Raw genomic sequence first — 11,170 nt, forward strand, 5'->3', positions numbered from 1 at the left:
GCCGGTGGTGGGGCGGCGCCCGCCGGTGGTGCGGGCGGGCACGTGCGCCCTCTGGCGCTCCTGCGCGCCGCGCCGGCCCGGTTGCCGGTCACGAACGTTCAGGAACGTCCACGAACCAGGCCGGGCCGGGAACCGCGGTCACCGGCCGACTGTGGATCACGATCCGGAAACGACGCGATAAACGACGAAAACTCAAGATCCAATCATGGTTTCGTGAGTGTTGCAGCAGGTTTCGGTGAGCACCGGAACCGCCTCCGACCTGCGGGAAGCCCGCCGCGAACCCCGGCCGCAGCACGTCATGGGGGTCCTTGTCAAGCCCCGAGACCCGCCCTGACCTGCGAAAACGCCCTTCGGGTGCGCCGAAAAGCGTGTTATTCTGGAAAGCCACGGAAGGGGTCCTGTCACATGACGTTCAAGGTTGGCGACACGGTGGTCTACCCCCATCACGGGGCTGCGCTGATCGAGGCCATTGAAATTCGCCAGATCAAAGGTGTGGACAAGACCTACCTGGTGCTGAAGGTGCAACAGGGTGACCTGACGCTGCGCGTGCCCGCCGAGAACGCAGAGTTCGTCGGTGTGCGCGATGTTGTCGGCCAGGAGGGTCTGGACCGGGTCTTCGAGGTGCTTCGCGCACCGTACACCGAAGAGCCGACCAACTGGTCCCGCCGCTACAAGGCGAACCTCGAAAAGCTTGCCTCGGGTGACGTTATCAAGGTCGCCGAGGTTGTGCGCGACCTTTGGCGTCGCGAGCGCGAACGCGGTCTGTCCGCCGGTGAGAAGCGGATGCTCGCCAAGGCGCGCCAGATCCTGGTCAGCGAGCTCGCGCTGGCCGAGAACACCAACGAAGACAAGGCGGAGACGCTGCTCGACGAGGTGCTCGCCTCGTAGGTCCGCTCTCCCGCTCACAGCGCCCGATGCCGGCGCGCCGCTGAGGGTGCTCACGCTCCCGCAGTGGTGCAGTGGCACTTCGGGCGCTGAGGCGTGTCCGGAAGGGTTCGCGTCCGTCGTGCACGCCATGGCCATACCCACTTCGCCGAAGGAGTGAAACCTGAACGCCGCAGGAGCAGTCGCAGCAGCAGTGGTGCCGGCCGCCGGGCGCGGGGAGCGGCTGGGGCCGGGTGCCCCGAAGGCCCTGCGGGAACTCGGCGGGGTGCCGCTGCTGGTCCATGCCGTCCGGGCGCTCGCGCGCAGCCGCGCGGTCGGCCTGGTGGTGGTGGCCGCGCCGCCCGAGGGGGTGGCCGAGGTCGTCGGGCTGCTCTCCGGCCACGGGCTGGAGGGCAAGGACGTCCGGGTGGTGGCCGGCGGGGCGACCCGCCAGGAGTCCGTCCGGCTCGGGCTCGCCGCGATCCCGGCGGACGTCGGGATCGTCCTGGTGCACGACGCGGCCCGTCCGCTCGTCCCGGTGGAGGTGGTGGACGCGGTGGCGGCCGCCGTCCGGGGCGGGGCCGAGGCCGTGGTGCCGGCGGTGCCGCTGGCCGACACCGTGAAGCGGGTCGAGCCGCAGCCCGGCGGCGGGCCCGAGCCGGTGCTCGACACGCCCGACCGGTCCACCCTCCGCGCGGTGCAGACCCCGCAGGGGTTCCGCCGCGACGTGCTGCACGAGGTGCACGAGAAGGCGCTGGCCGAGGAGGCCGGCGGCGGGCTGCCGCCGGTCACCGACGACGCGGGCCTGGTGGAGCGGTACGGCGGCCGGGTGGTCGTGGTGCCCGGCCACGAGGAGGCCTTCAAGGTGACCCGCCCGCTGGACCTCGTGCTCGCCGAGGCCGTACTCGCCCGACGGAGGGCCTCCGATGGCTTCTGACCCGGCCGGCCCGCAGCCGGCGCCGCTGATCCCGCGGGTCGGCATCGGCACCGACGTGCACGCCTTCGAGGCGGGCCGCCCGCTGTGGGTGGCCGGTCTGGAGTGGCCGGGCGCGGGCGACGGCCTGGCCGGGCACTCGGACGCGGACGTCGCGGCGCACGCCGCCTGCGACGCGCTGTTCTCGGCCGCCGGGATCGGTGACCTGGGCGCGCACTTCGGCACCGACCGGCCCGAGTGGTCCGGCGCGTCCGGCGTGACGCTGCTCGCCGAGGCGGCCCGGCTGGTCCGGGCCGCCGGGTTCGAGATCGGCAATGTGTCGGTGCAGGTGATCGGCGTCCGCCCGAAGATCGGCAAGCGCCGCGCCGAGGCGCAGCAGGCGCTGTCGGCGGCGGTCGGGGCGCCGGTCTCGGTCTCCGGGACGACCACCGACGGCCTCGGTCTGACCGGCCGGGGCGAGGGGCTGGCGGCGCTCGCCACCGCGCTGGTCTACGCGACGGGGTGAACGGGCGGGGAATGACCCGTGGGTGACGCGTGTTCAGCGCTGTCGGTGGGGGAAGTCGTCCCTACCGTTGGCACTGTCCGTCAACCCTCGACCCCGACCGTCGAGTGAACGAGAAGAGGCCCTCATGACCGCGCAGCTCTCCGACCAGGCCAAGGCACTGATCGACGGCAAGGCATTCGCCGTGGTGGCCACCGTCCAGCCGGACGGCAGCCCGCAGGCGTCCGTGGTCTGGGTCAAGCGTGACGGCGACGACCTGCTCTTCTCCACGGTCGAGGGCCGTCGCAAGCACCTGAACCTGGTCCGCGACCCGCGGGTCTCGCTGGTGGTCAATCCGGCCGAGAGCCCGTACACGTACCTGGAGGCCCGCGGCGAGGTCACGCTGACCCGCGAGGGCGGCCGCGAGTTGATCGACGAGCTGGCGTACAAGTACCGCGGCGAGAAGACCTACGGCTTCGACGGCCCGGACGACGTGCGGGTCGTCGTCCGCCTGACCCCCCGCAAGGTGGTCGGGAACATCTGAGCGGAGGCCGGCCTTCCGGTTGGCCACGTGCGCGTAACGACCCCGCGGCAGTATTGACATTCCAGAATGTCGCGGGGCACCCCCCTGTGCCCACTACGCTTGACGCTGTGAGCATTCGCCTGTACGACACCAGCACCCGCCAGGTACGCGACTTCGTCCCGCTTGTACCGGGTTGTGTCTCGATCTACCTGTGTGGCGCTACCGTCCAGGCGCCGCCGCACATCGGGCACATCCGGTCCGGCCTGAACTTCGACGTCATGCAGCGGTGGTTCGCCTACCGCGGCTACCAGGTGACGTTCGCGCGCAACGTCACCGACATCGACGACAAGGTGATCGCCAAGGAGCGCGAGCTCGGTACGCCGTGGTGGCAGATCGCCTACGCGAACGAGCGCGCCTTCAGCGACGGCTACACCGCGCTCGGCTGCCTGCCGCCCACGGTGGAGCCGCGGGCCACCGGGCACATCCCCGAGATGATCGAGATGATGCAGGCGCTCATCGCGAAGGGGCACGCCTACGCGGCGGACGGGAACGTCTACTTCGACGTGAAGTCCTACCCCGGCTACCTCGCGCTCTCCAACCAGAAGCTGGAGAACCTCCGCCAGCCGGAGGGCGAGGGCGAGACCGGCAAGCGGGACTCGCGGGACTTCGCGATGTGGAAGTCGGCGCGGCCGGGCGAGCCGAGCTGGAGCACCCCGTGGGGCCAGGGCCGGCCGGGCTGGCACCTGGAGTGCTCCGCGATGGCCCACAAGTACCTCGGCCGCGCCTTCGACATCCACGGCGGCGGGCTGGACCTGATCTTCCCGCACCACGAGAACGAGATCGCCCAGTCGAAGGCGTACGGCGACGACTTCGCCAACTTCTGGGTGCACAACGCCTGGGTCACCATGAGCGGCGAGAAGATGAGCAAGTCGCTCGGCAACTCGGTGCTGGTGTCGGAGATGGTGCAGCGCTGGCGCCCGATCGTGCTCCGCTACTACCTGGCGGCCCCGCACTACCGCTCGATGATCGAGTACAGCGAGGAGTCGCTGCGCGAGGCCGAGGCCGGCTTCGGCCGGATCGAGGGCTTCGTCCAGCGGGTCGTGGAGCGCTGCGGGCCGGTCGAGGCGGCGCCCGAGGTGCCGCCGGCCTTCGCCGAGGCGATGGACGACGACCTGGGCGTTCCGCAGGCGCTGGCCATCGTGCACACCGCCGTCCGGCAGGGGAACAGCGCGCTGACGGCGGACGACAAGGAGAACGCGGTAGCACGTTTGGCCGAGGTCCGTGCGATGCTCGGTGTACTGGGTCTCGACCCGCTCGACCCGCAGTGGGCCGGCGCGGAGCACGGCGAGGACCTCCACGGCGTGGTCGACTCGCTCGTCCGGCTGGTCCTGGACCAGCGGCAGGCGGCCCGGGCCCGCAAGGACTTCGCCACCGCGGACGCCATCCGCGACCAGCTCGGCCTGGCCGGGCTGGCGATCGAGGACACCCCGTCCGGCGCGCGCTGGACGATCAACAGCCAGTAGCACGTTGTGACGATCAATTGACCAGTAACCCCTTGTGAAGGGGTGAGGGTGGGCCGTACCGGAACGGTGCGGCCCTCCCTCCTTGTCCGGGCCGCCGGGATTTCCGGCGGGCGGGCGGGGAGGGCCCACGCAGGACGCAGAGCATGTCGCAGTGAGGCATGCCGGACAGACAGGAAGTAAGGCCATGGCCGGCAACAGTGCACGCAGGAACCGCCGCAACCCCGGGTCGAAGAAGGGTGCGAGTGTCGGTACCGGCGGCCACAGCCGGAAGGCGCTGCAGGGCAAGGGCCCGACCCCGCCCGCCTCCGCCCGCAAGGGCCACATCAAGCAGCGCCAGGCCAACGCCTCGGTCAAGCGCGAGATGGACGCGAAGTCCCGCGCCGGCATGCGCCGCAGCGGTGGCGGCGGCCGTGGCGGCCGTGGCGGGGCCGGCGCCGCCGAGCTGGTGGTCGGCCGCAACTCGGTCGTCGAGGCGCTCATCGGCGGCGTGCCGGCGACCGCGCTCTACGTCATGCAGTTCATCGACACCGACGACCGCGTGCGCGAGGCCTTCCAGGCCGCCAACGAGCGCGGCATCCCGCTGATGGAGGCCCCGCGCCCGCAGCTGGACCAGATGACCAGCGGCCTGAACCACCAGGGCCTGGTGCTCCAGGTCCCGCCGTACGAGTACGCGCACCCCGAGGACCTCCTCGGCGTCGCGGCCGACCTCGGCCAGGACGCGCTGATCATGGCCCTGGACGGTGTGACCGACTCCCGCAACCTCGGCGCGGTCGTCCGTTCCGCCGCCGCCTTCGGCGCGCACGGCGTGGTCATCCCCGAGCGCCGGGCGGCCGGCATGACGGCGGGCGCCTGGAAGACCTCCTCGGGTGCGGCGGCGCGCCTGCGGGTGGCCCGCGCCACCAACCTGACCCGCGCGCTGGAGGCGTACCAGAAGGCCGGCTGCCTGGTGGTCGGCCTGGCGGCCGACGGCGAGGCCGAGGTCGGCGAGCTGGAGGCGCTCACCGGCCCGGTCGTGATCGTCGCGGGCAGCGAGGGCAAGGGCCTGTCCCGGCTGGTCTCGGAGACCTGCGACATCCGGGTGCGGATCCCGATGCCGGGCGCCACCGAGTCGCTGAACGCCGGTGTCGCGGCGGGCATCGTGCTCTACGAGGCCGCCCGTCTGCGGGCCCGGACCTCCTGACCTGCTCACAGTTGGATGAAAGCGATCGGGCCCGACCGGGCCCGATCGCTTTTCTCATGATCACTTCAAGTGGCCGCCAAGAATCCACCCGGGAGAGTGTCCTAACCGCCCGTCACCCGGTTAGACGGGTGTGGACACCAGAACACCTCGGTTCCCCGGGCAGGGCGGCGGCGCGGCGGGGATAGATTCCGGCCCCGGTCTCAACACGGTCAAGGTACCGTCCGACCCCGCCCGGCTGAGCAGCACCCAGGCGAGCTTCCGGCTCAGACTCGGCACCCCGGTGCCGCCCCTGATCGACGCGCCCACCGACCTGCTCTCGTACGGCGCCGCCTTCGGCGACCCGTACGCGAGCAAGGGGTTCATCCGGCGCCCGCTGGTCACCCCCCAGGTGGTGGTCGACACCGCCGCCGTCCCGCTGCTCGCGGGCGCGGCCGTCGGCGCGCCCCGGCGCAAGGGGCGGGTCACCGCCGTCACCTGGACGGGCCAGGCCGCCCCCGGCGACCTGGCGGCGACCAGGCTGCTGGAGGCCGTCCGGCTCAGCACCGTGCCGGCCCCGGCCGGAGCGGGCCGCGGCCCCTCGGGCAGCCGGGCGGACGACGACACCCAGGTGATCCCGCCGTACGGCGGATCGCGGACGGTGCCGCGCCAGCCGGGCTCGCACACCCCGGCGGGCCGGCAGCCCCAGGGGTGGACACCGGCCGGCGAGCTGCCGGAGGTCTCCGCCGTGGCGGCGGGCGACTCCAGGCACGCCTGGTACCCGGGCCGCCGCGTCGACCTCGGGCTCGTGCTGCTCCCGCTGCGCGTGCTGCTCGGCTCGCTCTCCGTCTACGCGGGCTTCAGCAAGCTCTGCAACCCGGTGTACTTCGACGGCGGCGAACGCGGCTCGATGATGCGCTGGCTCGCCTCGCTGCACCCCTGGCGGGTCGCCGAACCGGTGCTGGCCTTCGCGATGGCCCACCCGGTCGGGGCCGGCCTCGGCGTCGCCTTCACCGAGATCGTCGTCGGCGTGCTCTCCATCCTCGGCCTCTGGCAGCGGCTGGCGGCCGGCACCGCGATGCTGCTCTCGGCCGTCCTGCTGTTCACCGTCAGCTGGCGCTCCGTGCCGGTCTACGACACGCCGGACCTGATCTTCCTGGCGGCCTGGAGCCCCCTGTTGATCGCCGGCGCGCCGTTCGGCTCGCTGGACGGCCGGCTCGCCCTGGAGGCCTGGCGGCGCCACGGCGCGGCCGCACCCGGTGCGCTGCGCCGGCGGGTGCTGCGGCGCGGCGCGGTGGTCACCTCGCTGGTCGTCGGGCTCACCCTGCTGACCGGCTCGATGCTCGGCGCCGCCGTCCGCACCGGAGGCCGTCCGGCCCCCGGGCCGACCAGGCCCAGCACCGACTACGGCACCCCGGTCTGGCCCGGGGGCGCCTCCGCGACCCCGAGCACGCCCCCGACGCCGTCCGCGAAGCCGTCCCCCACGCCCTCCCGCCCGGCCACCCCGACGCCGTCCGCCCCCGCCTCGCCGAAGGCGAGCCCGAGCCCGAGTCCCAAGCCCCGGTCGACCAAGACCGACGGCGCGCCCTCGGCCGGCACGCCGAACGCCCCCGCCGGCGGTGCCCCCGCGGCGACCGGGGCGGCGGGGAGTTCCGGGCCCGCCCCCAGCAGCCGCAGCACCGCACCGAGTACCGGTACGGCGCCGAAGCCCAGCCAGAGCAGCCCCGGGTCCGGACTGCTCGGCGGCGTGCTGGGCAGCGCCCCGCTCGCCGAACTGCCCACCCTCGGTGCCCAGCGCGGCGGCAGCCGCCCCGGTGCGGGGTCGTCGGCCTGACGCACGTTCGACCCGGGTACGACAGGAGCCGGCCGGGACCCTCCCCAGGGAGGGTCCCGGCCGGCTCTGCTGCTCTCACGCCCTGGAGCGGTCCCCAGGGATCCCCGGAGCGCTCCAGGGTCCCTCAGGTCGCGCGGCGGGCCTCACGGTACGTCCGGGGCTACTGCGGGGCCCGGCCCGCGACGGAGGCCAGCTCCTTCGCCGCCTCGGTGAGGTCCTTGGCGGTGTCGATGGCCCGCCAGTAGACGCCCTGCGGCAGCTGGTAGCCCGCCAGCCGCTTTCCGCGGGCCAGCTGCGGGAAGGTGGTGCGCTCGTGGTCGCCGACATCGGGCAGCAGCGCCGCGAACTCCGGGCTGAAGACGTAGAGGCCCGCGTTGATCAGGAACGGCGAGGGCGGCGCCTCGATGAAGTCCAGCACGTTGCCGAACTGGTCGGTCTCGACGGCGCCCCACGGGATCCGCGGCCGGGCCAGCGCGAGCGTCGCGACGGCGTCCCGCTCGTGGTGGAAGGAGGCCATCTCGCGCAGGCTGAAGCGCGTCCAGATGTCGCCGTTGGTGGCGTACCAGGGCTCCTCGGGGCGGGGGAGCGCGCGGGAGGCGTACTTGAGGCCGCCGCCGCGTCCCAGCGGCTCGTTCTCCACCACGGTCCGGACGTTCAGCGGCAGGTCGGTCCGGTCGAGCCACTCCTGCAGCACCTCGGCCAGATGGCCGCAGGAGATCACCACGTCCGTCACGCCCTCGGAGGCCAGCCAGGCCAGCTGGTGCCCGACGATCGGGGTGCCCGTGCCGGGGATCTCCACCAGCGGCTTCGGGCGGTCGTCGGTGTAGGGGCGCAGCCGGGAGCCCTGCCCGCCGGCCAGGATCACTGCCTGGGTGACGTTGGGGGCGGCGAGGGGAGCGGAGTCAGCGGTCATGCCGAGAACAATAGGCCGCCGGCCGGCGGATCCGGCCGGGCGCCGCCCGCTGTCGGCCGCCCTTGGGCGGCCGTTGCCCGCCCGCCGTCAGCCGTTGGCGCCGGAGGCGAACGAGCCGTCACAGACCGGGCGGGCGAAGGACCGGGCGCGCTGGACGTCGCCCTGGTACTTGCGCACGGCGGCCTTGCCCAGGTCCATCGCGAGGGAGCTGCAGTACGGGGTGAGCGAGGGCTTCTCGCGCATCGTCCGCTCCAGCAGGTCGAGCGCGGTGCCGGGGTTGTTGGCGCGCAGCTCGTCCAGGAGGTCGGTGCGCAGGGCGTCCTGCGGGGCGAGGCCCTGGGTGGAGGTGTTGTCGGCGCCGGCGCGCCCGATCCCGGCGCCGTCGTTGCTCGACGCCGCGACGACCTGCTGGTCGAGCGAGGTCGGCGGGGCCCACGGCACCCGGGTCACGGCGAGGGTGCCGGTGGTCACGAGGATCACGGGCAGGGTGAGGGCGACGGTCTGGCCGATGCGGCGCACTAGCTGGTTCACGCTCAGGAGCGTAGCGCTGGGTATGCCCAGGATCGCATTCCGTTACACCAATGAGTGAAGCGTGTCCCGGTTCGTCCGGTCACCGTGTTGACGCGGGTGCCCGGCCCGGGTCGGCTGCGGGCACGACTGAGCCCTGCCGGACCGCCGTCCGGCAGGGCTCAGGTCATACGTCTTGTGCCGTGTCCGTTTGTTCCCGAGGCCGTCAGGCGCTCAGGCGGGCACCCGTGGTGGAGTTGAACACGTGGGTCTCGTGGCCGATCGGCACGACGTGGATGGTCTCGCCGCGCTCGGGGATCTGACGGCCGTGCACGCGCACGACGATGTCCTTGTCGTCGCCACCGATCTTGGTGGTGCCGTAGACGAAGCCGTCGGCGCCGAGCTCCTCGACGACGTTGACCGTGACGGCCACGCCCTCGATGCCGCCGGCCGGGACGATCTCGAAGTGCTCCGGGCGGATACCGACGGTGACGGTCTTGTCGGTGCCGGCGCCGGCCAGCTCGTCACGCGAGATGTTGATGACCGAGCCACCGAACTTCACGCCGCCGTCGACCAGCGGAACCTCGACGAGGTTCATCGCCGGGGAGCCGATGAAGCCGGCCACGAACAGGTTCGCCGGGCGGTCGTACATGGTGCGGGGGCTGTCGACCTGCTGCAGCAGACCGTCCTTGAGGACCGCGACACGGTCGCCCATGGTGAGGGCCTCGACCTGGTCGTGGGTGACGTAGACGGTGGTGATGCCCAGGCGGCGCTGCAGGCTCGCGATCTGGGTGCGGGTCGAGACGCGGAGCTTGGCGTCCAGGTTGGAGAGCGGCTCGTCCATCAGGAAGACCTGCGGCTCGCGGACGATCGCGCGGCCCATCGCGACACGCTGGCGCTGACCACCCGAGAGGGCCTTCGGCTTGCGGTCCAGGTAGTCGGTCAGGTCGAGGATCTTCGCGGCCTCTTCGACCTTGCTGCGGATCTCGGCCTTGTTGACGCCGGCGATCTTGAGCGCGAAGCCCATGTTGTCCGCGACGGTCATGTGCGGGTACAGCGCGTAGTTCTGGAACACCATCGCGATGTCCCGGTCCTTCGGCGGCAGGTGCGTGACGTCGCGGTCACCGATGCGGATGGCGCCACCGTTGACGTCCTCCAGGCCGGCCAGCATGCGGAGGCTGGTCGACTTGCCGCAGCCCGAGGGGCCGACGAGGACGAGGAACTCGCCGTCCTCGACGTGCAGCTCCAGGGCGTCCACGGCGGGCTTGGTGCCGCCCGGGTAGAGGCGGGTCGCCTTGTCGAACGTGACAGAAGCCATGACTGTGCTCTCCTTCACCGGCAGGAACGTGCCGGACGATCCGAGTAAAGGCGGAAGTGCCTGGTGCGCCGGTCCCTCAGTGGTCTCGACCACCGGGCGAGCCGACTCCCGGCGACGCTACCTTCGCCGTCGCCGCTTGTCAGCCCCCTGCCGCCCCTGACTTCGGCATCGGTTCGGTCACGCCCGCACGCCGTCCGGGCCGCCGCCATATGCAGACAAGGCCCCACCCCGTCCCGGTAGACTTCCCCCCGGTGCCGCCGTGGTCCGCCGCGGACGGCTGCCGTGCCTCCTTAGCTCAGCTGGCCAGAGCACCGCTCTTGTAAAGCGAAGGTCGTCGGTTCGAATCCGACAGGGGGCTCCGCGCACCACCCGGGCCCCGCCCGGTAGTTCCACGAACGGCCCCGGACGACTCGTCCGGGGCCGTTCGCGTGGGCGGATGCGGGCCCCGTGGGGGCTGCTGGGCCGAACGGGCGAACGGGCGGGGGTGGGCCCGCCCGGGGGATGGCTGCGACATGCCGTGTCCGATATCAGATGATATGACTCGATCTACTGCCGTCTGCGTCCTTGCCGACGCCGTCGGCCGAGTGGTCGCCGAGATACGGTCACCTGCTGGGACGGGAGCCCCATGGACAACTACCCGCTGCTCAACCTGTTCTGGACCATGCTGGAGTTCTTCCTCTGGATCCTCTGGTTCTTCCTGCTCTTCAAGATCATCACTGACATCTTCCGCAGTCAGGACATGGGCGGCTGGGGCAAGGCCGGCTGGACCATCTTCGTGATCCTGCTCCCCTTCCTCGGGGTGTTCGTCTACCTGATCGCGCGCGGCAGCTCCATGGGCGAGCGCGACCTGGAACAGGCCAAGCGGGCTGACGCCGCGTTCAAGGCCTACATCAAGGACGCGGCGGGGCCCTCGGGCGGCGGCGCGGCGGGCAGCCACGTCGACGAACTCGCCAAGCTCGCGGATCTCAAGAACAGCGGCGCGATCACCGAGGCCGAGTTCCAGAAGGCCAAGGAGAAGCTGCTCGTCTGACCGGCCGGCAGCAGCCGCCCGACGACGGGACCTCCCGCCCCTTCGACCGGAGCCGCCTGGCGCCCGGCCCGCGAGACCTTCGCGGGC

At 72.2% G+C, this 11,170-nt stretch carries 12 protein-coding genes and 1 tRNA gene; 9 read left to right on the top strand and 4 right to left on the bottom strand.

Going from position 1 to position 11,170, the window contains the following annotated elements:
* Nucleotides 1–88 precede the first annotated feature (88 nt).
* Entirely contained in the window at nucleotides 89–388 is a 300-nt protein-coding gene (locus tag ACFUK0_RS17640) for a hypothetical protein (RefSeq protein WP_380251055.1), read from the bottom strand.
* A gap of 17 nt (nucleotides 389–405) precedes the next feature.
* Here ACFUK0_RS17640 and ACFUK0_RS17645 point away from each other — a divergent pair, with 17 nt between their 5' ends.
* From ACFUK0_RS17645 to ACFUK0_RS17675, 7 genes are all read left to right on the top strand, one after another.
* On the top strand, nucleotides 406–888 hold the full coding sequence (locus ACFUK0_RS17645) for a CarD family transcriptional regulator (RefSeq protein WP_030244332.1): 483 nt from the start codon (nucleotides 406–408) through the stop codon (nucleotides 886–888).
* 190 nt (nucleotides 889–1,078) lie between these two features.
* A complete protein-coding gene (ispD, locus tag ACFUK0_RS17650) occupies nucleotides 1,079–1,801 on the top strand; it encodes a 2-C-methyl-D-erythritol 4-phosphate cytidylyltransferase (protein ID WP_380251057.1) in 723 nt (240 codons plus the stop codon).
* Nucleotides 1,791–2,303, top strand: coding sequence for a 2-C-methyl-D-erythritol 2,4-cyclodiphosphate synthase (ispF, locus tag ACFUK0_RS17655; protein ID WP_380251059.1), 513 nt, complete (start codon nucleotides 1,791–1,793; stop codon nucleotides 2,301–2,303). Before ispD ends, ispF begins: the two co-directional genes overlap by 11 nt.
* A 124-nt stretch (nucleotides 2,304–2,427) precedes the next feature.
* Complete coding sequence (locus ACFUK0_RS17660; RefSeq protein WP_380251061.1) at nucleotides 2,428–2,823, top strand: PPOX class F420-dependent oxidoreductase; 396 nt, start codon at nucleotides 2,428–2,430, stop codon at nucleotides 2,821–2,823.
* Nucleotides 2,824–2,930: 107 nt separating this feature from the next.
* A complete protein-coding gene (gene cysS, locus ACFUK0_RS17665; RefSeq protein WP_380251063.1) occupies nucleotides 2,931–4,325 on the top strand; it encodes a cysteine--tRNA ligase in 1,395 nt (464 codons plus the stop codon).
* Between the two features lie 184 nt (nucleotides 4,326–4,509).
* The gene (gene rlmB / locus ACFUK0_RS17670; protein WP_380251065.1) at nucleotides 4,510–5,505 is read left to right on the top strand and encodes a 23S rRNA (guanosine(2251)-2'-O)-methyltransferase RlmB; all 996 of its coding nucleotides are present in this window, start codon (nucleotides 4,510–4,512) and stop codon (nucleotides 5,503–5,505) included.
* A gap of 130 nt (nucleotides 5,506–5,635) precedes the next feature.
* The gene (locus ACFUK0_RS17675) at nucleotides 5,636–7,315 is read left to right on the top strand and encodes a DoxX family membrane protein (protein ID WP_380251067.1); all 1,680 of its coding nucleotides are present in this window, start codon (nucleotides 5,636–5,638) and stop codon (nucleotides 7,313–7,315) included.
* Between the two features lie 160 nt (nucleotides 7,316–7,475).
* Here ACFUK0_RS17675 and ACFUK0_RS17680 read toward each other — a convergent pair whose 3' ends face one another.
* The 3 genes from ACFUK0_RS17680 to ACFUK0_RS17690 form a co-directional block, all read right to left on the bottom strand.
* Entirely contained in the window at nucleotides 7,476–8,228 is a 753-nt protein-coding gene (locus ACFUK0_RS17680; RefSeq protein ID WP_380251069.1) for an NDP-sugar synthase, read from the bottom strand.
* Between the two features lie 87 nt (nucleotides 8,229–8,315).
* The gene (locus ACFUK0_RS17685; RefSeq protein WP_380251071.1) at nucleotides 8,316–8,759 is read right to left on the bottom strand and encodes a hypothetical protein; all 444 of its coding nucleotides are present in this window, start codon (nucleotides 8,757–8,759) and stop codon (nucleotides 8,316–8,318) included.
* 202 nt (nucleotides 8,760–8,961) lie between these two features.
* The gene (locus tag ACFUK0_RS17690) at nucleotides 8,962–10,053 is read right to left on the bottom strand and encodes an ABC transporter ATP-binding protein (RefSeq protein WP_380251073.1); all 1,092 of its coding nucleotides are present in this window, start codon (nucleotides 10,051–10,053) and stop codon (nucleotides 8,962–8,964) included.
* Between the two features lie 284 nt (nucleotides 10,054–10,337).
* On the opposite strand from ACFUK0_RS17690, the gene ACFUK0_RS17695 reads away from it, so the two are divergent.
* Nucleotides 10,338–10,411 (top strand) — tRNA-Thr (locus tag ACFUK0_RS17695).
* A gap of 267 nt (nucleotides 10,412–10,678) precedes the next feature.
* Nucleotides 10,679–11,083: an SHOCT domain-containing protein gene (locus ACFUK0_RS17700; protein ID WP_380251075.1), complete on the top strand. Its 405-nt coding sequence runs from the start codon at nucleotides 10,679–10,681 to the stop codon at nucleotides 11,081–11,083.
* Nucleotides 11,084–11,170 lie beyond the last annotated feature (87 nt).

The organism is Kitasatospora sp. NPDC057223 (assembly GCF_042669755.1).
Classification (GTDB): Bacteria; Actinomycetota; Actinomycetes; order Streptomycetales; family Streptomycetaceae; genus Kitasatospora.

Coding starts and splice junctions, on each gene's coding strand:
- ispF (WP_380251059.1), top strand. CDS start 1,791: ATGGCTTCTGACCCGGCCGGCCCGCAGCCGGCGCCGCTGATCCCGCGG.
- ACFUK0_RS17680 (WP_380251069.1), bottom strand. CDS start 8,228: ATGACCGCTGACTCCGCTCCCCTCGCCGCCCCCAACGTCACCCAGGCA.
- rlmB (WP_380251065.1), top strand. CDS start 4,510: ATGGCCGGCAACAGTGCACGCAGGAACCGCCGCAACCCCGGGTCGAAG.
- ACFUK0_RS17660 (WP_380251061.1), top strand. CDS start 2,428: ATGACCGCGCAGCTCTCCGACCAGGCCAAGGCACTGATCGACGGCAAG.
- ACFUK0_RS17700 (WP_380251075.1), top strand. CDS start 10,679: ATGGACAACTACCCGCTGCTCAACCTGTTCTGGACCATGCTGGAGTTC.
- ACFUK0_RS17645 (WP_030244332.1), top strand. CDS start 406: ATGACGTTCAAGGTTGGCGACACGGTGGTCTACCCCCATCACGGGGCT.
- ACFUK0_RS17690 (WP_380251073.1), bottom strand. CDS start 10,053: ATGGCTTCTGTCACGTTCGACAAGGCGACCCGCCTCTACCCGGGCGGC.